Below are 24,643 nucleotides of genomic sequence, written 5' to 3'. Positions count from 1 at the left end.
AGTGCAAAGGTAAGAACTAAATTTTAATCTCCAAACTCTTTTAAAAAAAAATTATTTTATTTTTCCGAGCTAATTTCTGAAGATTTTCAACTTCCACTCTCTGCTTAAAAAGACCAACGTTTTAGTCTTTTATGACCGCCTCTTTTCAGAAGCGAGTGCAAAGGTAAGAAGAGAAATTTAATATGCAATGCTTATTTGATTTCATTTGAAATTTTAATTTACAGCACTGTCTTCTTTGCAAAATGTTGAAAATGAATAGTACTAACTAGGAGTGTTTTTCATATCGCCTTCCGTTTGAAGGGAGTGCAAAGGTACAATCGTTTTCTTTAATAACAAGTTTATTCAAAAAAAAGACATCATAACACTTGTAAACTCATTTATAGTGAATAAATTATAGATAGAATAAACTGCATAGTTATTTCAGAAATCATTTCTACAGTAGCTTCATTAAGTTTATTTAGACTGTAATCAACTTCATTTATAACCATAAAATTCATTTCAATCTACACATGTTAGATCATTATATTTCGGTAAGAAAACAAACTGAAAACTTTTGCTCACCATTATCAATAGAGGATTATACCCCTCAAGTTGTTTTACATGCCAGCCCTATGAAGTGGCAACTCGGTCACACAACATGGTTTTTCGAAACATTTATTCTAAAAAAGTATGTAGAAGAGTATCAAGAATTCGATGCTCAATTCTCTTACTTGTTCAATAGCTACTATAATAATGTAGGAGATCGTATTGCTAGAAATAATCGAGGAGTTCTTACTAGACCGTCTGTAGAGGAAGTCTATGCTTATAGAACTCATGTAGACCAACATATTTTATCCCTTTTTCAAAATGAACAACCTAAAGAGCTGTTGGATTTACTTGAAATCGGTATTAATCATGAAGAACAACACCAAGAGTTAATGGTCACTGATCTAAAGCTTTTATTTTTCTCACACCCTTTTAAGACTACTTACAAAGAAAATGGAAGCTTATTGGAAGATAAGGTTCACTACTTTAATGAATGGGTTGATATAGATGAAGGGATCTATGAAATTGGTTACAAAGGAGATCAATTCTCTTACGATAATGAGCAAGGAAAGCATAAAGTATATCTACATAATTACTCTATTGCTAAAGACTTAGTCTGTAATGAAGACTTTATGGCGTTTATAGAAGACGGCGGCTACCAACGGTTTGATTTATGGTTGGATGAAGGTTGGAGCTGGGTTCAAGAAAATCAAATCAACGCTCCTCTTTATTGGGAAAAGAGAAATGAGGAATGGTATCAATTCACATTAGGAGGAATGAAAAAAGTTAATCCTAAAGCTATTCTTTCACATATCAACTTTTATGAAGCTGAGGCTTTCGCCCGTTGGAAAGGTATGAGGTTGCCGACTGAATTTGAATGGGAAGTCGCTGCAGACAAATTTGAATGGGGAAAAAGATGGGAATGGACAAACAGTGCCTACTTACCTTACCCAGGGTTTAAAACAGCAGATGGGGCTTTAGGAGAATATAATGGAAAATTTATGATCAATACTATGGTACTAAGAGGAAGTAGTGTAGCCACATCTCCAAATCATAGCCGAAAAACATATAGAAATTTCTTTCATCCACATTATCGTTGGCAATACGCAGGTATTCGTCTAGCTAAATCTCTTTAACGATTAATTATCAGAATTATGATCAGTGAAAAAACATTATTTGCTCAACATGTAGAAAAAGGGCTTTCAGATGATAAGAAGTTTTTATCTTCAATGTATTTCTACGATAAAAAAGGTGAAGCCCTTTTCCGTCAAATCATGAAGTTGGACGAATACTACTTAACCGACTGTGAAATGGAAATTTTGCAATCACAAGGAAAAAATATTGCCGAGATATTTGATGATAGTGAATTAGAAATTATTGAACTAGGCGCTGGTGATGGTATAAAAACCAAGGAACTTCTTAGAAACTTTGATTTCAATCAGATCACTTACAGACCTATTGATATCAGTCAACAAGCGATTATTGATATCACAGATAAAATGAATGAATGGCTTCCTGCTCTCAAGGTAAAAGGTATTTGCGGTGATTATTTCAAAATGATCAAAGATTTTAAGACTGATAAAAGAAAGCTCATTTTATTCCTAGGTTCAAATTTGGGGAATATGACAGATGAACAAGCGAAAGGGTTTATCGGACAACTTCATCATGTAATGAACTCTGGTGATAGTATTTTATTAGGTCTAGATTTAATTAAGTCTGAAAAGATTGTTCTCCCTGCCTACAGTGATAATAAAGGAATCACTGCAGAGTTTAACCTAAACTTATTACACCGTATCAATAAAGAACTGGGTGGTAATTTCAATATAAAAGACTTTTCTCATTTAGCGACATATAATGAGAAGGAAGGTATTGCCAAAAGCTATATCAAAAGTTCCATGAATCAATCGGTCTATATCGAAGAAGTAGATAAGGAATTTCATTTCAAAAAAGATGAATTAATTCATACGGAAGTAAGTAGAAAATATGACTTGGATATCATTCGAAACATTATTGAGGGCACTTCATTCCAATTGAAGCATCAATTTACAGATCATAAACATTACTTCACTGATCTGATTTTAACGAAGAGTAATTAAAGAAATCTGTTTCGGTGTTGATCATTTAGTAACTTTGTTAGTTCAAATTATAGATATAAATAGAACTTCATGTACAGTAAAGAAGAACATTCAAGATTACGGGCTGAATTTTGGACACAATTCGGTAAGATGCTTAAACCTTTTAAATCCGAAGAAGGAAAAAGGATCAACTGGACCAACTATAAGACAGGTGTAAAAAATGTCTTCTTCAAAATGGATGCAGATAAGAAGAAATGCAGCATTGGTATCTATATCACCCATAAGGATACGGAAGTTCAAGAGTTATTCTATGATCAATTTATTGATATGAAAAGTTACCTTCATTCTATACTTGAAGAAGAATGGACTTGGGAACTACATGCACAGAACGAACAATACCAAACCATTTCACGAATCTATATCGAAAAAGAAGGAGTGAATATGTTCAAACCAGAAGATCAACCTGAAATCTATGAATTCCTTAAACCTAGAATTTTAAAACTTGATGAATTCTGGAGAGATGTGAAAGAGATCTTTCAAGAACTTTACAAATAAAAAAAGCCGATAAAAGAGTAATTACTTTTATCGGCTTTTTTAGTTCTATTGATGATACTTATGCATCGTACACTACAGAATAGTGAGGATCGTGGTCATGATCAATTTCAATATGAGATTTTGCTTTCGCCAATAAGTCTACACAATCTTGACTTAAATGTATGAAAGTTACATTCTTTCCGTACTCTTCATATTTCTCATTGATTTTATTAATTGCTTCAATACCTGATAAATCAGCAACTCTCGACTCAGAGAAGTCTATGATTACTTCTTTTGGATCATTTTTAAAATCGAATTTTTCAAAGAAGTTGGTAGCTGAACCGAAGAATAATGGTCCGTAAATTTCATAATGCTTACGACCAAACTCATCTGTTTTCTTTCTTGCTCTAATACGTACAGCATTTTCCCATGCAAATGATAATGCTGACATAATAATACCAATCAATACAGCTACAGCTAAATCTTCAATTACAGTTACTAATGAAACAGTAATTAATACTACAACATCAGTTTTTGGAACCTTATTTAATATTCTAAAGCTTGACCATTCAAATGTACCGATGGCCACCATAAACATTACCCCTACTAAAGCTGCAATTGGAATTTGCTCAATGATTGATGAAAGGAATAATACAAATGATAATAATGCTACAGCGGCAATAATACCAGACCAACGTTGACGAGCACCTGATTGGATATTAATCATTGACTGTCCAATCATAGCACAACCACCCATACCTCCTGTAAATCCAGAAATAATATTAGCAATACCTTGAGCAATTGATTCTCTGTTACCGCTACCTCTTGTTTCTGTAATTTCGTCGATCAATGTTAGGGTCAATAAACTTTCGATTAGACCAACACCTGCCACTTTAAGTGAGAATGGAAGAATAATCATTAATGTCTCCATATCAAAAGGAACATCTGGCATAATTAAAGAAGGAAGACCACCTTTAATAGAAGCCATATCACCAACAGTTGGTGTATCAATACCTAAACCAATAGCAATAGCAGATACAGTTACGATTGCCATTAATGGTGAAGGAATCACTTTTGTCAATTTCGGGAAGAATTGAATCACCAACATTGCAAGAATTACTAGTCCTAACATTACGAATAATGGAGATCCTGTTAAATATTCTCCATCAATCATAAATTGGCTAAACTGAGCTTTAAAAATTACGATAGCTAAACCATTTACAAAACCCAACATCACTGGATGTGGTACTAAACGAATGAATTTACCTAATTTTAAAGCACCTACTACAATCTGAATTAATCCTCCTAAAATAATTGCTGGGAATAAATAGTCTACACCTTTATCAGCAATCAAAGGCATTACTACAACAGCGATCGCTCCTGTTGCACCTGAAATCATACCTGGTCTACCACCTAATACAGCAGTAAAAAATCCCATCACTACTGCAGCGTAAAGACCAACTAGTGGTGAAACTCCTGCAATAAAAGAAAAGGCAATTGCCTCTGGAACTAAAGCAATAGCTACAGTTAACCCCGACAGAATCTCTGTTTTAAAATCTGTCCCCTTTAAGCTTAATTGTAAATTTTGTTTCATTATTGTGCTCACAATGAGCAATTGAAAGTTTGAGAAGATTGTTGTTACATGTTACCATCAGTGATCAATAAGTTTGAAATGAACATCGCTGATAGTTATATATTTGATATCCTGTATTTTGTTATCTAACAGAATAAAGTAGTTCTTTTGAACAGAAAATCACATTGGACCAGTCCTTTATAATTGTTTTAGATTATCCATAAAAAAATGGAACGAACGCAAAAGTATCATTTTCTGCATTCATTCCATAATTTATTAACCTTTATAGATGACTGTATCTTAGCTATTTAAGATTTCCACCATCTTATTTAGTTCAACATCAAGCGGTTTTTTCTTATTGATGGCATCATCAAAACTTGTATATGTCACTTGGTCATTGATAATACCTGACATTACATTTGACTTGCCTGCGATCAAACCTTCTACAGCTGCAATACCCATACGGCTTGCTAGAATTCTATCCAAAGCACTTGGTGCACCACCTCTTTGGATGTGACCTAAATTAGAAACTCTGATATCAAGATTTGGCATTGCTTCTTTTGCTTTTTGAGCAATAAATGTAGCATTACCAATCTCTTCACCTTCAGCTACCACAACAATATGTGATGGTTTCTCATTTTCTCCGCCTTTTTTAAGGTTTTCGATCACCTCGTCAATAGAATCTGGAATTTCAGGTACAAGAATATCTTCTGCTCCACCTGCAATACCTGATTGCATAGCGATAAAACCAGCATCACGTCCCATCACTTCTACAAAGAATACTCTATCATGAGAAGCTGCTGTATCTCTAATTTTATCGATAGCGTCTAATGCTGTATTTACGGCAGTATCAAAACCAATGGTATAATCCGTACCGAATAAATCATTATCAATAGTACCAGGACACCCGATTGTTGGGATACCAAAGTTTTCCATTAATAATTTAGCACCTGTAAACGTACCATTTCCACCAATTGCAATTAGTCCTTCAACTCCTTCAGCGATTAAGTTATCGTATGCTTTTTTACGCCACTCAATATCTCTGAACTCATCAAATCTCGCAGATTTTAAAATAGTACCACCCTGCCCGATAATATTACTAACAGAATGAGAAGTCATTGGTACAAAGTCGGCATCCACCATACCTTTGTAACCTCTACGTACACCAATTACTTCAATACCATGATAAATTGCAGTTCTAACAACGGCTCTTACACAAGCATTCATGCCCGGTGCATCGCCTCCTGATGTAAATACGGCTATCTTTTTCACTAATTCACTTTTTTATTTACTGTATAATATGCTTTAAATTACTTCTTAAAGTCATCTTTAATCACATCAATAGCTTTAAACGATGTCTTCACACCTTTAATTAATGAAGAACTAAAACCTTGATGTTCCATTTCATTTAATCCAGCAATCGTACAACCCTTTGGTGTCGTTACTTTATCAATTTCATGCTCTGGGTGATTTCCTGTTTCCATTAATAGTGAGGCTGCTCCTTTTACAGTTTGTGCAGCAATTAGTTGAGATACTTCAGCACCAAATCCGATTTCAATACCTCCTTGAGATGCTGCCCTGATAAATCTCATGGCATATGCGATACCACATGCACCGAGTACTGTAGCTGCTGCCATTAGGCTTTCATCAATTATAATTGCCTCTCCTAATTGTGAGAACAAATCTACAATCATTTCTTTTTGATCAGCCGTACCATTCACTGTTGCAATACAAGTCATCGACTCTCTGATAGCGATGGCAGTATTTGGCATAGATCTGAACACTGGTTGTTCATCACCTAATACTGAAGACATGTCATTTAAAGAAACACCTGTTACTACTGAAGTAACGATTTGCGATGGAAGAAGGTTTGGTTTTATTTCTTCCATTATAGATTTTATTTGGAAAGGCTTAATCGCCAACACTATTAAGTCTGCACCTTCCACAGCACTTTTATTGTCACTACTTACCTTAACCCCTTTATCAGACAGTTTTTTAAGAAGTTTAAGGTTCCTTCTTGTGACGGTTAGGTTTTCTGCAGCAATATAATTACTTGCAATAAGTCCTTCAGCAATCGCTTGTCCTAGATTACCTCCACCGATAATTGTAATCTTTTCTGGCTTCATTTGTCGAGTATGTTAGTCCTAAAATTAGAGCGTAAGTTACGATCTTTTTAGGATAATGTGACACAACTCAAACTAAGTATCCCTTACAACTATTGGTATAAACAAAAAAGTCATCCGATATTAAATTATTGGATGACTTTTTTTATGATTATGATCTTGTATCAGTAGCATCTCTGCCACCAAATAAAGATTCTACAAATTCCATTTTTCTAAAGGCTTGTAGATGATCAACTCCTTCGCCAACACCAATATATTTTACTGGTATTTTAAATTCGTCCGATATTCCTATCACTACGCCTCCTTTTGCTGTTCCATCAAGCTTTGTGATTGCAAGTCCACTTACGTCTGTTGCTTTCATAAATTCTCTAGCTTGATTTTGCGCATTCTGACCTGTTGATCCATCTAAAACTAAAATTACATCATGCGGTACTCCAGGAGCAACTTTTTGCATTGACCTTTTAATTTTAGAAAGCTCATTCATCAAATTCACTTTATTATGTAATCTACCTGCTGTATCAACGATAATAATATCAGCATTTGACTCAACTCCTTTTTTTACAGCTTCAAAAGCTACTGAAGATGGGTCAACATTCATTCCTTTGGCAACTACATCTACTCCTGTACGCTCACCCCAAAGTTTTAATTGGTCTACTGCTGCTGCTCTAAATGTATCTGCAGCTCCTAAAACCACTTTATAACCTTTAGCTTTAAACTTTGCCGATAGTTTACCAATTGTTGTTGTTTTACCAACACCATTTACTCCTACTACCAACATAACATAAGGTCCTTCGATACCTTCAGGGATTGAGAAGCCATCAACATCCTGACTTTTATTCTCATCTAATAACCCTGCGATTTCTTCATGAAGAATCTTATTAAGTTCTTTTGTATCAACGTATTTGTCTCTTTCAACACGAGCTTCAATACGTTTAATAATTTTCAGTGTAGTTTCAACACCTACATCTGAAGTAACAAGAATTTCCTCCAAGTTATCAAGAACATCATCATCAACTTTGGATTTCCCTGCAACTGCTTTTGTGATCTGATCAAAGATTGATCCACGAGATTTTTCCAACCCTTTATCAAGGTTATCTTTTTCCTCTTGAGTTATCTCAGTCTTACCAAAAATTTTTTTAAAAAAGCCCATTGTTTATGATGCGTTAATTCTAAATAAATGAGGATAATAAATACTTACTTCACTAGGTAAAAATAACGTTATAAAAGTTAGAATCCCAATTGTTTGCAAGTAAGTATTTAGAAGTGATCTTCCTATACTAATAATCGTAAACTTTTAACATTGATTTAAAATCAAATCAACATCAAGCTTCTTATTTAGTGTAAAAAATCACATTATTAATGATAATAAAAAACCCCGCAATCATGTTGCAGGGTGTTTTTCGAAAGAATAAGTATGTAAAGAAATTACTTAGCTAAGTAATCTTTCACTTGATCTTCCATGATAATCTCTTCTTTGAACGTGTAAGCACCCGTCTTTGGAGATTTCACAGCTTTCACTACTTTAGCGTACTTTACGCCACCTTCTTTCTTAAGTGTTGCTACTACCTTCTTAGCCATAATTACTTAATTTCACGGTGAATAGTGTATTTCTTTAGAACCGGGTTGAACTTACGTCTTTCCAAACGATCTGGAGTGTTCTTACGGTTTTTTGTTGTGATGTATCTTGAAGTACCTGGTTGACCAGATGCTTTGTGCTCCGTGCACTCAAGAATCACTTGTACTCTGTTGCCTTTCTTAGCCATTACTTATAATGTTGTGGTAAGTGATACCAAGTTAAACCAAGTTTAATTAGAAAGTTTTACCTTCTTTACGTGCTTTTTTCAACACAGCAGAGATACCGTTTTTGTTGATTGTTCTTAAAGCACTTGAAGAAACTTTTAGCGTTACCCAACGATCCTCTTCAGGAATGTAAAAACGCTTTTTGTGCAAGTTAGGGAAGAACTTACGTTTGGTCTTATTGTTTGCGTGAGAAACATTATTACCAACTCTCGTTCTTTTACCTGTAATATCGCAGATTTTAGACATCTTTATATATATTTAATTAACGAGTCCGCAAATATCTGAATTTTCAGCTAAAAGTCAAATAATCAGATACTTAGGATATTATAAGTTTCAAATTCATTAACGATCAGAGGATCATCAGAAAATTTTATAGATAAAAAAAACCTTCTACGAAGACTTAAACATAACTATCAAGATATTTATACTCAAGTCAACAAAGAAGGTTTCATTACTATGAGCCTCATACCGGAGTCGAACCAGTGACCTACTGATTACAAATCAGTTGCTCTACCAGCTGAGCTAATGAGGCAGTACCATATTTCGTCTTTAACCCAGCGCCGAGTTTGTTTCCAAACTGCCTGACTCCAAGACTTGAGCCTCATACCGGAGTCGAACCAGTGACCTACTGATTACAAATCAGTTGCTCTACCAGCTGAGCTAATGAGGCTTTTCAAATCAATCCGTACGTATTACGAATGTTTGATTAAAATATCGAGCCTCATACCGGAGTCGAACCAGTGACCTACTGATTACAAATCAGTTGCTCTACCAGCTGAGCTAATGAGGCTTGTATTTTAGTATTTTAATACGATTGCACGTCTTGCAAAAGTTGTGAGCCTCATACCGGAGTCGAACCAGTGACCTACTGATTACAAATCAGTTGCTCTACCAGCTGAGCTAATGAGGCCTTTTGCTCTTTATAAAAACACCCGTTTTCATTAAAGCGATGCAAATATAGATTCTTAATTTTAATTACACAAATTAGATTAGTTTTTTTTTACTTTGTAGAGAAATAATTTGCATTTATTCAGGAAATGAATCGAAAATGAACAAAATAAAGCAGTTTTTAAAGCAAAATGCATCGTCATTTTCTGTCGGTGGTGGCTTAAGTATACTCCCAATTATTACTAGTTCAAGCATCGTTAGCTTAGCTTATACCTACGAATCGGAGATACTAGCTTTCCCATTTTCTTATTGGGTAATGTTCTTTATTCTTACTAGTATCACTATGGCATGTGCTCTAACACCTACCACTTTTATCGCATTACTCACTGGATATTTTCTTGGTTGGGGAGGGTTATTTGGTGTTATCCCTTCTTATGTCATAGCATCTGTTATATGTTATCATCTAGTAAAATGGATCGATCAAGGAAAGTTTGCTTCTTCATTAGAGAAATATCCAATAGCAACGGCAATAATAAATACGGTACATAAGTCGCCGATCAAGATTGTAGCTTTTACTAAAGTTTCTCCCATCTTACCATTTGCATTAAGTAATCTGATGTTAGCTTGGGCGAAAACTCCTTTAAAAGAATTCGTTATTGGTTCTTTCATTGGTATGCTACCAAGAACAATTGTTTCTGTATGGGTAGGTAAATCTATTATAGAAATACAGGATCTCTCCAATGTGAATAGTAATACTATCGTTCAGTTAATCATAGGAGGACTTATCATAATATCGATTGTTGGTCTCACCAGAGTTTTTAGTAAAAATATTCAACGAGAGCTAGAAGCTAGTAAACAAAAAGACCACTCCTAATTCAATATTAAGAGTGGTCATTCTAAAGTAATATCTTACTTACAGGAAATTAACTTCCGTATCTTGCTTGAAAATCTTCATACATTTTAATGTATTGTTCATCTCCATTTGACAGTTCAATTGCTTGCTCATAAGAAGTTGAAGCATTCACAATAAAACCTTTATCTTCATAAAACTTTGCTAAGATCAAGTGACCAATAGCAGTATCATTTGCCTTTAATTGCTCTAAAGCTTTATCTGTTTGAGCATCTCCTCCATCTTTATGCACTTCGAATGCATAAACATCTGAAGCGATTTTATGGTTATCTGCATCTTCTACATAGTAGAATAAATACTTTTGATCTTTCAGCTCCGGATCATTTAAATCCAATGCGTAAGTCGTTCCTGTTACTTCTTTCTCGATAAGTACATGTTGCTTACGATCTTTAATAAATAATTTAAACGTTTTATCCTTCTTTTCAACACCTTCTTTCATAGCCCAAGTTAAGTTAACATTAGACTTGATTGCGTTAGAGTTGATTGGTACATAAAAGAAGATCGGCTTTTTCTTTAATGATCTAGTTACAGATCCATATTTTGCTTGAGTACTTGCATTAGCTGTAGAACCTGTTAATTCATCCTTGATGAAGTCAACATATTTTGAAACAAGATCATTGTCCTGATTTGATAAGCCTTTTTCTAAATCAGCAACATTATACGACCCTGGCTTTTTTAATTCCAAAGTACCTCCTGCGATATATGCTAACCCTAAATAAGGTGTACTTCCTTTAATGTCAATAGTAGTTCCGGATAAAATCATATCACCAGCATGGATATTTTTTCCGTTTGATGTGATCTCTCCTTTAGCCCCTAATACCATAAACTTTGCTTCTTGAGCATAAGCAAAAGGTATTGAAATTAGAACAAAAAGAAAGCTTAGTAATTTGATTTTCATAGTATTATAAGATATTATTTTCTTCAGAAGTTCGTGATTAAATCATCCGTATTATTACATACGTTGATTAACATTAAAAGTTATTTGCAAATTAATAAAAATCACTATTTTTTCCATTTATCCTTTGCTTTGAAGAACATACGCAAGACTATCTCTGCGAATATTTCAATTAAATCCCCGGAAAGTAGAACTACCAGAAATAGCAATGCGAAGTTTGCATGGTACCTAAATGAACCAAATAATAACATAGTCATTGATAAAATAACAATCGCTTCGAGTAACTGAATTGATTTTGTAATCGCATTATACCAAATGGCTAAATTTCTATTTTCAACAATCCACATAAAAATGATAGCATTCAAGTAACAGACTAAAAATGCCAAGACATAACTTAACCAATCTGGCATCATATCGATATAGGTTTCATTTAATATCATGGAAATAATATTAGCATGAACCACCACCCCAAACATATCAGGATAACCTCTACCTACTACATTATTATTTAATGGCGTATAGAATTTATCTGCATCCCAATGTCTATCTGTATATCCATCTCCCATATACCCTAATAGAACTATTTTATCTTTCACAATCTCAAAGGTTCTATTGGGATCTTCAAAATCAGAAATATCAAGTTTGATAAACTTATCCAAGTTGCCTTTAAAGTAGATCGATTCCACTTGATTATTTCTAGCTAAAAATTTTTCTGTTTTTTCTGGAGCAAACTTTTGAGCAAGCTTGACAGATAAAGCATATTCCTTCTTTCCATCTACTTCAATATAGGTAGGAAAGTTTCTCCAAGTGGTAAAATCTTCATCGGTAAGAATACCTGTATATACATGACCATGATCCGTTCGAGCAGCAAAAGGTGCGTATGGCATCACTAGAGTATCAAACTCGTTTCTATTGAGGTCCCAATCATCTGGCATTGTTGCCATGACAAAAGAATTTCCAACTTTATTTAATGCTTGTGCTAAAAGAAAGTCTCCAGCCGGATCTTGAGGACGGGGGCCAACAAATGTTGCATCTATTCCCATCACTTTAGGCTTGCCTTCTGATAACCTTAATATACTTTTTGCAATTCCTTTTCGATCTAAGTTACCAATATTCACCAAGATAACTTCATCTTCAAAAGATTCAGATTGTTGACTTCTTAATTTTGAGTAATAGACATCTGTCAACTCAAAGTTTTCGAATACTTGTTCAAAAACATTGATGAGCTCCACTTGAATGTTTGAAGCTTGAAGTGCCCACATAAATAGAAAGATAAAGACAGTTCCTAAAAAAGCTTCTTTATTAATTAGTCTTATTTTGGTCATATCGAACAGGTTGTCATAGTAGATGATGTAAGAAAATAAAGTGCAAAAAAAATGCCTTTGTTCACATAACGTCAACAAAGGCATTTTTAATCTATAGTAAAGTACTTTTTATTCTTCAATATATAAATCTATACTACCATCTGAATATTTTTCTACTAAAACTCCATCTTTTAGTATTTCAGCATGATCAGAAATTATAATATTTCTTTCAATAGGTTTTCTTTTAACCTCAGATTTTGCTGTGCTTTTAATATCTACTAACATTAATAGTATAAAAAGCAAAGGAACTATGTAGTATAAATTTCTCATAAAGCGAACATTAATCCACTTTATTAAACTATAAATAAGACAGTTACGTTCGGTTATCGAACATAATAATTCTTAATTCACAGGAATAGATTTGATAGATTCTGAAGGTAAAGAAGTCGTTAGAGCAAACCATTTCTTATTACTTAATAATGAAATTTGATAATATTTCTGTCCCCAACTAACTAACCCATTTATTTTATCTACGCCTAATAATATATCTTGTGATACAATAACATAATCAATTCCAAGATCTTTAATTGAGGTATATTTACCATAGATACCAATTGCTCCACCTGGTTCATAAATCCCCATTTTTCCTCCTTTCTCCCATACATACCAATTACCAAAAGAAGTCCTTTCAATAGCTTCATATTTAAAAGGAATAACCACTTCTCCATTTCTATCAATCACTCCCCAATAGCCATTCTTTTTTGCTTTGGACATATTATTAATCAAAGGGAATAATTCTTCATATCTTGGTTGTAGATAAATTCGATCCTCTTTATCAATAAACCCCCATTTATTATTTAGTTGAAAAGGAGCCACACCTTCTGAAAAATGCTTTACAGCTTCATATTGAATCGTTAAACGCATTCTACCTAAATAGTCCATAAAACCATACTTATCTCGCATTTTCACTTCAGTAAACCCTTCATGAGGTACACCTACTTCTTCATACATTTGATAAGCGTTTCTTTTAGGTTCTCCTTCATCATCATAAACATCTTTATAGAGCCAAGTACTATCTATATACATGTTTACTCTACCTTCATCCAGATTAGAAAACTCCAAAGAATCATACAGTGTATTTAAACAAAGTTCCCCTTGGTTCGTCAATAACCCATATTTCCCTCTCTTTTTCATGATGACATATCCATCCTCAAAAGATTCTACTGTTGCGTCATCAGTTCTATACCATTCATAGCCTTCTGCACTTAGAGTCCCCCATTTTTGATTGTCTTCGAAATAATACAAACCTTCAGAAATAGTTTTCAGTCGGTCAACTACGGGAGAGATCACCCATTTTCTATTCAAATCAATTACTCCATAATAATCATTCGTTCTCACAACAGCATAGGGACCAACAAATGATTCTGCATCGGTAAATTGAGGAGAGATCCACTCTTTTAAGTTGCTATCCAAATAACCATACCTCCTTGCTTTTCTTACTAAATATTTTCCTTGAGAATATTCACCTACCATATCATAATTATGGTAGGTAATATTTTTCCCTCTGTGATCATATATATCTGTAAAGTTCGTCTCATCTAAAGTCCAATAATGTCCTGTAGGCATTCTTTTGATATTATTGAACTTCAATGGTATAATTAGTTTGCCATATGTATCACAAACACCAAATCTATTTTTCTTCTGAACTATGGCCTGCCCATTGACAAAATCGCCAACAACATCATAAAAATTAAAGAATTGATTTCTTCCATGAATAGTCGCCACACCAACTTTATCTTCTACAAAATATCGAATTAACGTATCTGAAGCATATTGAATACTATCACAGTTCCATGTAGAAAGTGATGTTCCATCTAACGTACCTAAAACATAAGTTGGGTAAGTATCTACAATACAAGTAGAATCAGTAAATGAAATAGATTTATATTTCACTTCATATTCAACAACAGTTTGATCATCCAGTAAACCTTTTCTACCATTAATATCTAAAAGTAACTTTTGGGGCTGATGTAACCACTTCCATGACGTATACCTTTCTTTTGAATAAGGAGTGCCATCATGATATACCAACTCCCATTCCCCTTTCTGATTCATTGCTGCTAACAGCTTCGGTCCAGCCCATTGAATACTAATATATTCTATTGGCAGAATGGTATTCCCTTTAAAGTCTATTACTCCCTGTAATCCATTACTCGATGCAACCAACATTTCTAAATTACCAGACATCATCTTTAATTTAGAAAACGTTAAAGGCACTATTTCTTTACCTGATGTATTCATGGCACCAAACCTGCCGTTTTCACTGATGATAGAAATTCCATTAGTGAAATAATTTATCGTTTGATATTTTGGTGATACAACTTCCTTTCCTTTTGTATTAATAAGTCCCCACTTTCCATTCAGTTGAACTCCTATCAATTGTCCATAAAAAAAAGGTTTACTTTCAGGGTTAGCGTCATCAGACCACCCCATATCATCATAAAATATATCGGTTAAGATCTTACCTTTAGAATTTTGTAATTGATAACCTTCAATAGTTTGAATGATCTCTTGAGCCAATAACTCCTGACATCCAAACATTGATAATACCAGTACTATTTTTAGAATTTGATTGATCATTCTTGATTTATTTCACTCCACACGATAGAAAAACGTCTTTAATAGACTGATAAGTATTTTTCCATACTGTAGTTTTAATTTTTTCGATATTCATCCAATGAATTTCTTCAATTCCTTCTTCTTGCTGAGGAACTAAGGTTACTTCATCGTTTTCATTTAATTTTAGTTTATACCAATAGGTGTGTTTCATTACATGCTTTCCTTTATAAAGGTAAGTATGAAATGTTTCTATCAATAAATGTTCAATAGTAGACTTTACTCCTGTTTCCTCTCCTACTTCTCTAACTGCACATTCCTCTATGGTCTCCCCTTTATCCAAATGACCTTTAGGTATATCAAAAATGCTATTTCTTTTAATGACAAGGAGCTCATCATTCTGATTAAATACAACTCCACCACCTGCAATTCTTATCTGGAACTTCTCTAATAGCTGCTTCTTTGTTTCTTCTAGGTTTGTTGTGTAAAATAAGTATTTTGGTTGCCCTGCTGTATCATTTTCAGCCGCAGACTTATAACGCGACCAAACTGTTTCTGCAGAGGCATTTCCAAAAATAACAAACTGATGTTCCTTTGGGTGCTTATTGTGTATAGCTCTTATTTCAAAGTAGATTTTTCCTGTATAGAAATGCATTGTGGGTATCAAATAAGGATGAAAAAAAAGAGTTGAACAAACAATGCTCAACTCCTTAAAAGTATATTTTATACAAGAAATTAGCTTGCAATTTCTTTTTGGTAATCTTCGCTACTCATTAAACCGTCTACTTCAGCAGCATCGTTTAATTTGATTTTGATCATCCAGCCTTCCCCGTAAGGATCTGAATTCACTAATTCTGGAGCTGAATCGATAGCTTCATTGACTTCAACCACTTCACCTGATACAGGCATGAACAAATCAGAAACTGTTTTTACAGCTTCTACTGAACCAAACACCTCACCTTCTTCCACTTCTTCGTCAAGAGCAGTAATATCAACAAATACGATATCACCTAACTCACTTTGAGCAAACTCAGTAATGCCGACAAAAGCAAATTCACCTTCTACACGTACCCACTCGTGGTCTTTTGTATACTTTAATTCTGCTGGAAAATTCATGGTCTTTATTAAAATAAATATGTGATTTATCTATGGTCGTCTACATTGACGAATAATTTTGCCCAAATAAACAACGAAAGAAAGATATATACAATGTTTATTTACAGTTTAAATCAATTTTAAAATACTACAAAGAGTCCTTCTCAAAAAAATGTAGTGTATCACCTACCGTAAGTGAGTAATTCTCTACCAGAATTTCATTAATACTTGGGTTCATATCCTTCTGAAGCAGAATTTTTTCATTTACGGGTAAAATCAGACTTTTTTCTAAATGATAAGTAGTATCTTCATAGAAAAGATCTAAAGAAAGGTGTACCTTTTTATCGTTTATAGAATCAAGATTTTGTAATTTTAAAATTGCATAGGTTTTTAGAACAGCTCGAGGTGTTTTCTTAAGAACTTCTAAAGACACTTGATTTTCTAAAGTGATTTCTTTCCACTCGGTATCGATACTTATTGCTTTTTCTTGACCATAAATTGAAATTGATGGTATTGAGAAGCAAAAAATTAAACAGAAAAACACTTTAGGTATTAAATTGCACTCCCATTGTAGATTTACAATTTTGTAAATACGAAAAACAAAAGATTTTATGACATTAAAGTCAGTCGCGATCCTTGGATCTACAGGATCAATCGGTACACAAGCACTTGATGTAATACGAGCAAATACTTCATTATTTTCTGTTAGCATTCTATCTGCGGGAAATAATGTTGAACTACTTATTCAACAGTGTATTGAATTCAAACCAAAATACGCCATAATTGGCAATAAAGATAAATTTTCACAACTGAAAGAAGCATTAATTGATACTAAAATAAAAGTTTTAGCTTCTGTGGATGGTATTTGTGAAGCTCTTGAAAACGCTACTTCAGATATTGTTTTAACAGCATTAGTGGGTTATGCAGGGCTAAAACCTACGTTAACTGCCATTGATCAAGGAATTACCATAGCATTAGCTAATAAGGAAACTTTGGTGGTAGCAGGCGAATTGGTCACTCAAAAAGCTAAGGAAAAAAATGTAGCTATAATTCCAGTAGACTCTGAACATTCTGCTATATTCCAATGCCTAGTTGGAGAAGAACAAAACCCTATTGAAAAAGTTATTCTAACAGCTTCTGGAGGTCCTTTCAGAGGAAAGAAAAGAGAAGATCTATTAGAAGTTACAAAAGCCCAAGCACTCAAACATCCTAATTGGAGCATGGGAGCTAAAATAACTATCGACTCTGCCTCATTAATGAACAAAGGATTAGAAGTTATTGAAGCAAAATGGTTGTTCGATGTTTCAGGCGAACAAATTGATGTAGTTGTACACCCTCAATCCATTGTACATTCATTAGTACAATTTATTGACGGAAGTATTAAAGCTCAATTAGGTTTACCCGATATGAAGCTACCAATTCAATATGCATTAGGATACCCCAAAAGACTTCCTTCAGATTTTGAAAGGTTTAACTTTGCAGCATACCCTACTTTAACTTTTGAAGCTCCAGATAAAGAAACTTTTGTAAATCTTGAATTAGCTTACAAAGCTTTAGAACAAAAAGGTAATAGTGCTTGTATATTAAATGCAGCAAATGAAATTGCTGTTGATAGATTTCTGAATGACGAAATAAAGTTTCTCGATATTGCGGGTTTAAACCAATATTGCATGGAGAATTATCAGTTTATTGCTAATCCAACATATGAAGATTATGTTGCAACTGATGAAAATGTAAGAGAATTAGCTAAAAATTGGACTAATAAATAATTTTTATCACCTGAAGACAGGTTTTATAATGATTAGATAAAATCTGTGTGTTAATTTATAGAATGGAAGGACTTGTAATGGCCGCTCAATTATTAGCGGGATTATCAATTTTAGTTGGAATACATGAGTTTGGGCATTTTGCGGCAGCCAAATTCTTTAAAATACGTGTCAATAAATTTTACCTGTTTTTTGATTTCCTATTCCCATTTCCCAACTTATTAAAATTCTCAATCTTCAAATTGAAAAGAGGAGATACTGAGTATGGCTTAGGATGGTTTCCAATGGGTGGTTATGTTGATATTGCAGGAATGATTGACGAATCTAAGGGTGCTGACGACCTAGAGAGTGAGCCTCAACCTTGGGAGTTTAGAACAAAACCAGCATGGCAACGATTAATTGTAATGCTTGGAGGTATTATAATGAATATCATTACAGGTATTCTTATTTTTATCGGTATCTCTTATTCTACAGGCGAAAGATATTTACCTATTTCTGAAATCAATAAATATGGTATTTATGCCTCAGAACTTGGAGAAAGAGTTGGCTTAAAAACTGGTGATAAAATCATTAACGCCAACGGGCAACCTGTCAAGCAATTTAGAGACATTGTTGATCCTAATTTTCTTCTTGAGCAAAATAGCTATTTAACTGTTGAGCGAGAAGGTAAAGAAGTAAGGGTAGATATCCCAAAAGAAATGATTGAATGGATGAGTGAAGACGAATATAAAAAAATGTCTTACGTCTACCCAAGAGATCCATTTATTGTAAAGAGAGTTCTACCTGGTACACCTGCAGACAAAGGAGGATTACAACCTAAAGACGTTCCTGTAGCTATTAATGGTAAAGAACTTCCTTACTTCAATGAATTTAGACAAGCTTTAGCTCCATTATCAGGAAAAGAAATTACACTTACTGTCTTAAGAGATGAACAACCTGTTGACCTTAATATTAAAGTTTCTGATGAAGGTACACTAGGTTTCGAAATGAACTCTAGATTAAAAGCAGAGTACAAACAATATACTTTCTTAGAAGCAATCCCTGTAGGTACTAAGGATGCATTTAATGTCATTATTGTACAAATAAAAGCATTCGGCAAATTATTCCGAGGTGAAGTTTCTGCAAGTAAATCTGTAAGTAGCCCAATCGGTATCGCCGAGGTTTATGGTGGTACATGGCATTGGTTACAGTTCTGGACAATCACAGGTATGCTATCAATGGTACTTGCGTTTATGAACTTCTTACCAATTCCTGCATTAGATGGTGGACATGTGGTTTTCCTAACTTATGAGATTATCACTGGTAAAAAACCTTCTGAAAAGGTACTAATGGTTGCTCAACAAATCGGTATGTTAATCTTATTATCGATTATGGTATTCGCATTTGGTAATGATATCTTTAAATTAATTTCGAGATAAATATTAAGTATCATAAATGAAAAAGCCACTCTAACAATATGATGTTAGAGTGGCTTTTCTTTTTTATTTATAATCAAATAGTGTTGATCTCATCTTAAGTACTTTTGCTTCAGTATCTACTAAATAATAGATGGTTTCTGCAATGTCTTTTGTGATTCCCAATAGCTCTGCTGCTTTTTCAGTTGCTGCTTTTTCCTTCTCAGGAAAGTCTTCATCAGCATTTGCCATTTTAATAGCATTATAGAGAAGTGTTCTTTGGAAGTTGATAGAGACATCCACTTTCAAATTATTCAATACTTCTTCTAAATTTCCATTTAGGTAATCAAAACTTAAAACATCTTGTGCTATTGCCATTGGTGTTTCTGACACTTCACAAAACTGATTCAAATACCAATCTTTCTCTGCTTCTGAAACTATTCCATCTGCTCCTGAAATTATCATTAGTGCATAACCATAATTTCTTTGAGTCTCCTCACTTGTGAACCTTACACCAAAAGTATTTCTTTCTAATACAGAAGCTGGTTTCATGTTTAGAGAAGCTAAATCTTGAATTGGATGAGCCTCGTCGTCTTCCAACTCAAATAACGATTTACGAATCATCTCTAACGACTTCTCTGTATTTACTAAACCTTCTATTGTTTTAGCTATAAAGAATGGCACCCCCAATAATTCAGCAGCTTTTGCAACAGCCTCTTTTTCTTCTTTTGCATATACCATATCTGCTCTTGCCATCATTACTGCATCATATACCAATGTTCTTTTGTAGTTCATAGGTACATCAATATCTAAAGAAGAAAGCAATTCAGCCAAGTCTACATTTTTAAAATCAAAAGACCTTACCTCTTCTACTTGTTCCTCCGAAGCTCCGACAATATTAAGAAAGTCTTGGAACACCCAATCCATTTCTTCATCGGACACTTCACCATCAGCTCCTGCTATTGCAAGAAGGGCTTTTACATAATCGAGCCATGATGAAGAAGGAACATCTTTACAAGATAGTATTAATGTAGCCAGAGGTGAAGCTTGTATTACCTCAGTTTTGATATTAAGATTAGACATGTTGTAGTATAAATTGTTAATTCCTACCTCAATTTATACTTTAAGAGGTAGTGCTAGATGTATTGATTTATGACTTTTAATAATTCAACTTCTGGAATTACACCGGCATTTCTCCAAAGGATTTTCCCTTTATGGAATAATATTAATGTTGGAATACTTTTCACATGATATTTCAACATTGCTTTTTGGTTATTATCCGCATTTACCTTTACAATTTTTAATTGGTCTCCCATTTTATTTTTAATGGAACGGATGGTAGGAGCAATCATATGACATGGTTGACACCAATCAGCATAGAAGTCAACTAATACAGGTACTTCCGAATTCTGAATTAAGTTAGTAAATTTTGACATAAGGTAAATAAATTAAATTTTAAATACTCTGTTAAGTGCTTTCATTTTTATCAAATATCAATGATTAAAAACGAATATCAAATGAATATAGTTTCATATATACATATAATAGAATAAAAGAAAAGCTTCTACCACATCTTGTGTGATAGAAGCTAACTTATCATTTTAAAGAAATTTCTTCATCATGATGATCAAAGAACTTGTATTCAGATAAGCCTAATGACGAATCTTCGAAGATTTTGATCCATTTGAAATGTTTCAAGAACCATTTCATTCTGCGAGAAGGAAATCCTCCTGTAAAGTAAGCATAGAGATAAGGATGTACTCCTAGTTTTAACTTTTGATCGTTTTGGTTCTCTATCAGGTATAATACTTCTGCCTCGATTTGATCGGCGATAGCAATAGATGCCGTGATTTTACCCGTTCCATTACAAGTTGGGCACTTCTCTTTAGTAACAATACTTAATTCAGGTCTTACACGCTGCCTTGTAATCTGCATTAAGCCAAATTTACTCAATGGCAATACTGTATGTTTAGAGCGATCTGCTTTCATCTCCGTCTTCATGTGCTGATACAATTTCTGTTTGTGTTCAGCTTTCTTCATATCAATGAAGTCAATGACGATGATGCCTCCCATATCACGTAGACGTAACTGACGGGCGATTTCTGTTGCAGCCTCTAAGTTAACGTTGAATGCAGTAGCTTCTTGATTATTCTCTGCATTCGACTTATTTCCACTGTTAACATCAATAACATGTAGTGCTTCGGTGTGTTCAATCACCAAATACCCTCCACTTCCTAAGCTAACAGTTTGTCCAAAGAGTGTCTTTAGTTGCTTTTCAATACCTGTGTGTTCAAAAAGCTTGGTCTTACCAGTATAATGTTTTACAATACCGGTCTTGTCTGGTGCGATTTGTTGTATAAATCGACGAATTTCTTCGTAAACTTCTTTATCATCAACAGTAATATTGTCAAATGATTCATTAAGGATATCCCTCAACATTGAAGTTGCACGATTAATCTCGCCAATAACTTTCTCTCTAGGTTTAGCTACTTTAAGTTTTTCAACACCTTCTCCCCATTTTGTAACAAGGTCTCTTAAGTCTTTATCCAACTCAGAAACTTCTTGTCCCTCTGCAACAGTTCTGATAATTACACCAAAATTCTCAGGTTTGATAGAATTGACAAGCTTAAGAAGTCTTTTTCTTTCACCTGCATCAGTGATTTTCTTTGAAATATTGACAGTATTACTAAATGGAACGAGAACTAGATATCTTCCCGCTAAAGAGAGTTCACATGATAATCTTGGGCCTTTAGTCGAAATTGGCTCTTTTACTACTTGTACTAAAATCTTTTGATTTTGTTTTAGTACTTCATTGATTTTTCCGAGCTTATCAATTTCAGGTTCTAAACGGAACTGCTTTAGGTTTTCAGACACATGCTTGTGATGTTTACCTTGAGCCAGTTTGATATACTTTAAGAGAGATCTTACTTTAGGACCTAAATCCAAGTAATGTAGAAAAGCATCTTTGTCGTATCCAATGTCAATGAATGCAGCATTTAGACCTGGAACTACTTTTCTTACAACTCCCAAATAGATATCACCTACTTGAAACTTAGTTTCATCATTATCATAATGAAGTTCCACCAGACTTTTATCTCGCATGAGAGCAATTCTAGAGCCTTCCGGCGTTGAATTGATAACTAATTCATTACTCAACTCAATAAAAGTTTAAGGTTAACAATAAAATATATTTAACATACATAAAAATGCATGCGTATCTACGTTAAGATACTTCACTTTACTAAAATAAGGAAAAACCTTGTCCTAGATTCACTAGAGCAAGGTTTTTGTAAGTTGCGACTAGAACATTACTTTTTCTTGTGTCTGTTCTTTCTAAGTCTTTTCTTTCTCTTGTGAGTCGCAATCTTATGTCTTTTTCTTTTCTTACCGCAAGGCATATTCTTACAGTTTATATTGTTTGAAATCTTTTCACTTATTCGATTAGAAAGTATGAAATATACCTTCCAAACGAGTGCGCAATTTAAATATAAAATAGGAGAAAGACGAATTTAATTTGATTTTTTCTCTACTTATTTACATTAATTATCCCATTCCGCTAAATATTGGGTCGAAGAGACGCGAATTTCCTCAGTATCAGCATTTTTATTGATGTATTTCATCTCCTCTAATGCAGCTTTATCTTTTCCAGATTGCTTCAGTGCCATCGCCAAATAAAATCTAGATTCCAGGTCATTTGGATCTAAATCTTTCAACTTTTCAAACCTTGTTACTGCTTTATCATATTGTCCTGATTGCATAGATAAAATACCTAAACTTGATAAAGCTAGCCTATGGTTGGGATCCTCTGCAATCACTTCTCTGATCTTCATAATTCCTTGCATTGGTGATGATGAAACAACATAAGTCATCCCAATTTTCACTTTTACATCCAAGTCCTCTCCATGCTTTTTGAGGTAATCCTCATAATTCTCTCTAGCCAACTTAGCCATGCTTGCTGATTTTTGCTCACTCATAGCAAAAGTAAATGCTTCGTAGTAAGCATCTGCACCTTCTTTTAAGTCGTCTATATTATTTGTTTGACCGTATAAAGCAAGTTTCCATCCTGCTGCTTGGTCAAATTTATTCATACGGTATAAGATATCAAATGCTTCATCTGCTACCTTTGCTTTATTTTGGTTGGTGTTAGCTGTAGAAAATGCGTGTTCTAGTGAATCTAAAGTTCTCTGTGTATCCGCTGGTAATTTATCATGTGCCATGTTCATATTAGCATCTTGACTATGATCATGACCGTCACCTTCTGTATGTTCGTGTTCAGCCTCAGAAGTGTTTGTTGTTTGTGCGACCGCCTCTGAATTATCAGTAATTACAGCCTTCGGTAAAAATGCAAGGATAGCTATCATAACGACACCTGCTCCTATCAATATATACTGTTTATTTCCCATATATTATTTGAGATTAAAAAAAATGTCCATACCTAGATAGGCATGGACAATTTATGCATTTCATTGCAATAAAGATTAATTTTCGTTGATTAAACGAACTTTATCACTTCCTTTAATTTTTTCTACAAACTCTTTCGAAGGTTTGAAGCTAGGAATAAAGTGCTCAGGAATTGGAATAATCTCACCTCTTGAGATATCTCTACCTTTTTTGCTAGCACGCTTTTTATTCACGAAGCTACCGAAACGACGGATATAGATATTATTACCTTCAGCCATTTTGTCCTTCACAACGTTAAAGAAGTCTTCAAGAACTTGACCTACAATTTCTTTATCTACTTCTACCATTGTCGCTGCGTTCGAAGTCTGTGCCTCTTGACGTTTCTCAATTTTTCTGAGAATTTCTGTGATTACTTCTGCTTTAGTCACTTTAGTAATATTTTATATTTATAAGATTTAAACCATCGTTATTCAAAAAGCATCAAAAGAATAACTTATTGAATAACAGAGGGCTGTTAGCCTAAATTATTGTTACAAAGGTAATAATCAATACGTTAAAATAATAGTACTTTTTCATTATAAAGCACTGATTAACAAATTATTAGATATTTTTTACCCAAATAAAAAAGGTTAGCTAACATCTTGTGTTAACTAACCTTCTATATCTAATGAATGTGGCGCCGACTTACTCTCCCGGGGGTTAACCCAGTACCATCAGCACTGTAGGGCTTAACTGCTCTGTTCG

25 protein-coding genes and 4 tRNA genes are annotated in these 24,643 nt (G+C 33.9%); 6 read left to right on the top strand and 23 right to left on the bottom strand.

Annotated elements, in window-relative coordinates:
• The first annotated feature begins 509 nt into the window (after positions 1-509).
• From egtB to QL232_RS26880, 3 genes are all read left to right on the top strand, one after another.
• On the top strand, positions 510-1,661 hold the full coding sequence (gene egtB / locus QL232_RS26890; protein WP_281616459.1) for an ergothioneine biosynthesis protein EgtB: 1,152 nt from the start codon (positions 510-512) through the stop codon (positions 1,659-1,661).
• 18 nt (positions 1,662-1,679) lie between these two features.
• Positions 1,680-2,621 carry an L-histidine N(alpha)-methyltransferase gene (egtD, locus tag QL232_RS26885; RefSeq protein ID WP_281616458.1) on the top strand — a complete coding sequence of 314 codons (942 nt, stop codon included), beginning with the start codon at positions 1,680-1,682 and terminating at the stop codon, positions 2,619-2,621.
• A gap of 69 nt (positions 2,622-2,690) precedes the next feature.
• Positions 2,691-3,155 carry a DUF4268 domain-containing protein gene (locus QL232_RS26880; protein WP_168885722.1) on the top strand — a complete coding sequence of 155 codons (465 nt, stop codon included), beginning with the start codon at positions 2,691-2,693 and terminating at the stop codon, positions 3,153-3,155.
• A gap of 58 nt (positions 3,156-3,213) precedes the next feature.
• Here the strand turns inward: QL232_RS26880 and QL232_RS26875 are convergent, their stop codons facing one another.
• From QL232_RS26875 to QL232_RS26825, 11 genes are all read right to left on the bottom strand, one after another.
• Complete coding sequence (locus QL232_RS26875; RefSeq protein ID WP_168885721.1) at positions 3,214-4,728, bottom strand: SulP family inorganic anion transporter; 1,515 nt, start codon at positions 4,726-4,728, stop codon at positions 3,214-3,216.
• Between the two features lie 279 nt (positions 4,729-5,007).
• The gene (pfkA, locus tag QL232_RS26870) at positions 5,008-5,979 is read right to left on the bottom strand and encodes a 6-phosphofructokinase (protein WP_168885720.1); all 972 of its coding nucleotides are present in this window, start codon (positions 5,977-5,979) and stop codon (positions 5,008-5,010) included.
• Positions 5,980-6,017: 38 nt separating this feature from the next.
• Positions 6,018-6,833 carry a pyrroline-5-carboxylate reductase gene (gene proC / locus QL232_RS26865; RefSeq protein ID WP_168885719.1) on the bottom strand — a complete coding sequence of 272 codons (816 nt, stop codon included), beginning with the start codon at positions 6,831-6,833 and terminating at the stop codon, positions 6,018-6,020.
• Between the two features lie 148 nt (positions 6,834-6,981).
• Positions 6,982-7,980 carry a signal recognition particle-docking protein FtsY gene (ftsY, locus tag QL232_RS26860; protein ID WP_168885718.1) on the bottom strand — a complete coding sequence of 333 codons (999 nt, stop codon included), beginning with the start codon at positions 7,978-7,980 and terminating at the stop codon, positions 6,982-6,984.
• A 275-nt stretch (positions 7,981-8,255) separates the two neighbouring features.
• Positions 8,256-8,408 (bottom strand): DUF4295 domain-containing protein, encoded by a 153-nt coding sequence (locus QL232_RS26855; protein WP_084005937.1) that lies wholly within the window; start codon positions 8,406-8,408, stop codon positions 8,256-8,258.
• Between the two features lie 2 nt (positions 8,409-8,410).
• Positions 8,411-8,593: a 50S ribosomal protein L33 gene (rpmG, locus tag QL232_RS26850; RefSeq protein WP_044212429.1), complete on the bottom strand. Its 183-nt coding sequence runs from the start codon at positions 8,591-8,593 to the stop codon at positions 8,411-8,413.
• A gap of 46 nt (positions 8,594-8,639) precedes the next feature.
• Positions 8,640-8,876, bottom strand: coding sequence for a 50S ribosomal protein L28 (gene rpmB, locus QL232_RS26845; protein WP_168885717.1), 237 nt, complete (start codon positions 8,874-8,876; stop codon positions 8,640-8,642).
• A gap of 213 nt (positions 8,877-9,089) precedes the next feature.
• Positions 9,090-9,162 (bottom strand) — tRNA-Thr (locus QL232_RS26840).
• Between the two features lie 65 nt (positions 9,163-9,227).
• Positions 9,228-9,300, bottom strand: a tRNA-Thr gene (locus tag QL232_RS26835).
• Between the two features lie 47 nt (positions 9,301-9,347).
• Positions 9,348-9,420, bottom strand: a tRNA-Thr gene (locus QL232_RS26830).
• A gap of 47 nt (positions 9,421-9,467) precedes the next feature.
• Positions 9,468-9,540, bottom strand: a tRNA-Thr gene (locus QL232_RS26825).
• Positions 9,541-9,678: 138 nt separating this feature from the next.
• Here QL232_RS26825 and QL232_RS26820 point away from each other — a divergent pair.
• Entirely contained in the window at positions 9,679-10,392 is a 714-nt protein-coding gene (locus tag QL232_RS26820) for a VTT domain-containing protein (RefSeq protein ID WP_281616457.1), read from the top strand.
• A 49-nt stretch (positions 10,393-10,441) separates the two neighbouring features.
• Here QL232_RS26820 and QL232_RS26815 read toward each other — a convergent pair whose 3' ends face one another.
• From QL232_RS26815 to QL232_RS26785, 7 genes are all read right to left on the bottom strand, one after another.
• Complete coding sequence (locus QL232_RS26815; protein WP_281616456.1) at positions 10,442-11,326, bottom strand: hypothetical protein; 885 nt, start codon at positions 11,324-11,326, stop codon at positions 10,442-10,444.
• Positions 11,327-11,430: 104 nt separating this feature from the next.
• Complete coding sequence (locus tag QL232_RS26810) at positions 11,431-12,648, bottom strand: CHASE2 domain-containing protein (RefSeq protein WP_281616455.1); 1,218 nt, start codon at positions 12,646-12,648, stop codon at positions 11,431-11,433.
• 108 nt (positions 12,649-12,756) lie between these two features.
• Complete coding sequence (locus tag QL232_RS26805; protein ID WP_168885713.1) at positions 12,757-12,957, bottom strand: hypothetical protein; 201 nt, start codon at positions 12,955-12,957, stop codon at positions 12,757-12,759.
• Between the two features lie 72 nt (positions 12,958-13,029).
• Complete coding sequence (locus tag QL232_RS26800) at positions 13,030-15,267, bottom strand: WG repeat-containing protein (RefSeq protein WP_281616454.1); 2,238 nt, start codon at positions 15,265-15,267, stop codon at positions 13,030-13,032.
• Positions 15,268-15,274: 7 nt separating this feature from the next.
• A complete protein-coding gene (locus QL232_RS26795) occupies positions 15,275-15,898 on the bottom strand; it encodes an NUDIX domain-containing protein (RefSeq protein WP_281616453.1) in 624 nt (207 codons plus the stop codon).
• A gap of 80 nt (positions 15,899-15,978) precedes the next feature.
• Positions 15,979-16,359 (bottom strand): glycine cleavage system protein GcvH, encoded by a 381-nt coding sequence (gene gcvH, locus QL232_RS26790; protein WP_168885710.1) that lies wholly within the window; start codon positions 16,357-16,359, stop codon positions 15,979-15,981.
• 127 nt (positions 16,360-16,486) lie between these two features.
• Positions 16,487-16,882 carry a hypothetical protein gene (locus QL232_RS26785; protein ID WP_168885709.1) on the bottom strand — a complete coding sequence of 132 codons (396 nt, stop codon included), beginning with the start codon at positions 16,880-16,882 and terminating at the stop codon, positions 16,487-16,489.
• Positions 16,883-16,949: 67 nt separating this feature from the next.
• Here QL232_RS26785 and dxr point away from each other — a divergent pair, with 67 nt between their 5' ends.
• Both dxr and rseP read left to right on the top strand, forming a co-directional pair.
• Positions 16,950-18,107, top strand: a complete 1,158-nt coding sequence (gene dxr / locus QL232_RS26780) for a 1-deoxy-D-xylulose-5-phosphate reductoisomerase (RefSeq protein WP_281616452.1) — start codon at positions 16,950-16,952, stop codon at positions 18,105-18,107.
• Positions 18,108-18,169: 62 nt separating this feature from the next.
• Positions 18,170-19,522, top strand: a complete 1,353-nt coding sequence (gene rseP, locus QL232_RS26775) for an RIP metalloprotease RseP (RefSeq protein ID WP_281616451.1) — start codon at positions 18,170-18,172, stop codon at positions 19,520-19,522.
• Positions 19,523-19,585: 63 nt separating this feature from the next.
• Here the strand turns inward: rseP and QL232_RS26770 are convergent, their stop codons facing one another.
• From QL232_RS26770 to QL232_RS26750, 5 genes are all read right to left on the bottom strand, one after another.
• The gene (locus QL232_RS26770; RefSeq protein WP_281616450.1) at positions 19,586-20,581 is read right to left on the bottom strand and encodes a hypothetical protein; all 996 of its coding nucleotides are present in this window, start codon (positions 20,579-20,581) and stop codon (positions 19,586-19,588) included.
• Between the two features lie 53 nt (positions 20,582-20,634).
• Positions 20,635-20,934: a thioredoxin gene (gene trxA / locus QL232_RS26765; protein WP_168885705.1), complete on the bottom strand. Its 300-nt coding sequence runs from the start codon at positions 20,932-20,934 to the stop codon at positions 20,635-20,637.
• Positions 20,935-21,094: 160 nt separating this feature from the next.
• Entirely contained in the window at positions 21,095-22,654 is a 1,560-nt protein-coding gene (locus QL232_RS26760) for an Rne/Rng family ribonuclease (protein WP_168885704.1), read from the bottom strand.
• Between the two features lie 383 nt (positions 22,655-23,037).
• Positions 23,038-23,901 carry a tetratricopeptide repeat protein gene (locus QL232_RS26755; protein ID WP_281616449.1) on the bottom strand — a complete coding sequence of 288 codons (864 nt, stop codon included), beginning with the start codon at positions 23,899-23,901 and terminating at the stop codon, positions 23,038-23,040.
• Positions 23,902-23,976: 75 nt separating this feature from the next.
• Positions 23,977-24,246 (bottom strand): HU family DNA-binding protein, encoded by a 270-nt coding sequence (locus QL232_RS26750; protein WP_044229322.1) that lies wholly within the window; start codon positions 24,244-24,246, stop codon positions 23,977-23,979.
• Between the last annotated feature and the right edge of the window lie 397 nt (positions 24,247-24,643).

This window comes from Flammeovirga sp. SubArs3 (genome assembly GCF_947387565.1).
In the GTDB taxonomy this organism is placed as follows: domain Bacteria; phylum Bacteroidota; class Bacteroidia; order Cytophagales; family Flammeovirgaceae; genus Flammeovirga; species Flammeovirga agarivorans.
This window is presented reverse-complemented; position numbering and strand designations above follow the sequence as displayed.

What these genes read in the sequence shown, in the direction of transcription:
- egtB (WP_281616459.1), top strand. Translation starts at nt 510, where the DNA reads ATGTTAGATCATTATATTTCGGTAAGAAAACAAACTGAAAACTTTTGC.
- egtD (WP_281616458.1), top strand. Translation starts at nt 1,680, where the DNA reads ATGATCAGTGAAAAAACATTATTTGCTCAACATGTAGAAAAAGGGCTT.
- QL232_RS26880 (WP_168885722.1), top strand. Translation starts at nt 2,691, where the DNA reads ATGTACAGTAAAGAAGAACATTCAAGATTACGGGCTGAATTTTGGACA.
- QL232_RS26875 (WP_168885721.1), bottom strand. Translation starts at nt 4,728, where the DNA reads ATGAAACAAAATTTACAATTAAGCTTAAAGGGGACAGATTTTAAAACA.
- proC (WP_168885719.1), bottom strand. Translation starts at nt 6,833, where the DNA reads ATGAAGCCAGAAAAGATTACAATTATCGGTGGAGGTAATCTAGGACAA.
- ftsY (WP_168885718.1), bottom strand. Translation starts at nt 7,980, where the DNA reads ATGGGCTTTTTTAAAAAAATTTTTGGTAAGACTGAGATAACTCAAGAG.
- QL232_RS26855 (WP_084005937.1), bottom strand. Translation starts at nt 8,408, where the DNA reads ATGGCTAAGAAGGTAGTAGCAACACTTAAGAAAGAAGGTGGCGTAAAG.
- rpmG (WP_044212429.1), bottom strand. Translation starts at nt 8,593, where the DNA reads ATGGCTAAGAAAGGCAACAGAGTACAAGTGATTCTTGAGTGCACGGAG.
- rpmB (WP_168885717.1), bottom strand. Translation starts at nt 8,876, where the DNA reads ATGTCTAAAATCTGCGATATTACAGGTAAAAGAACGAGAGTTGGTAAT.
- QL232_RS26820 (WP_281616457.1), top strand. Translation starts at nt 9,679, where the DNA reads ATGAACAAAATAAAGCAGTTTTTAAAGCAAAATGCATCGTCATTTTCT.
- QL232_RS26815 (WP_281616456.1), bottom strand. Translation starts at nt 11,326, where the DNA reads ATGAAAATCAAATTACTAAGCTTTCTTTTTGTTCTAATTTCAATACCT.
- QL232_RS26810 (WP_281616455.1), bottom strand. Translation starts at nt 12,648, where the DNA reads ATGACCAAAATAAGACTAATTAATAAAGAAGCTTTTTTAGGAACTGTC.
- QL232_RS26805 (WP_168885713.1), bottom strand. Translation starts at nt 12,957, where the DNA reads ATGAGAAATTTATACTACATAGTTCCTTTGCTTTTTATACTATTAATG.
- QL232_RS26800 (WP_281616454.1), bottom strand. Translation starts at nt 15,267, where the DNA reads ATGATCAATCAAATTCTAAAAATAGTACTGGTATTATCAATGTTTGGA.
- QL232_RS26795 (WP_281616453.1), bottom strand. Translation starts at nt 15,898, where the DNA reads ATGCATTTCTATACAGGAAAAATCTACTTTGAAATAAGAGCTATACAC.
- gcvH (WP_168885710.1), bottom strand. Translation starts at nt 16,359, where the DNA reads ATGAATTTTCCAGCAGAATTAAAGTATACAAAAGACCACGAGTGGGTA.
- dxr (WP_281616452.1), top strand. Translation starts at nt 16,950, where the DNA reads ATGACATTAAAGTCAGTCGCGATCCTTGGATCTACAGGATCAATCGGT.
- rseP (WP_281616451.1), top strand. Translation starts at nt 18,170, where the DNA reads ATGGAAGGACTTGTAATGGCCGCTCAATTATTAGCGGGATTATCAATT.
- QL232_RS26770 (WP_281616450.1), bottom strand. Translation starts at nt 20,581, where the DNA reads ATGTCTAATCTTAATATCAAAACTGAGGTAATACAAGCTTCACCTCTG.
- trxA (WP_168885705.1), bottom strand. Translation starts at nt 20,934, where the DNA reads ATGTCAAAATTTACTAACTTAATTCAGAATTCGGAAGTACCTGTATTA.
- QL232_RS26755 (WP_281616449.1), bottom strand. Translation starts at nt 23,901, where the DNA reads ATGGGAAATAAACAGTATATATTGATAGGAGCAGGTGTCGTTATGATA.
- QL232_RS26750 (WP_044229322.1), bottom strand. Translation starts at nt 24,246, where the DNA reads ATGGTAGAAGTAGATAAAGAAATTGTAGGTCAAGTTCTTGAAGACTTC.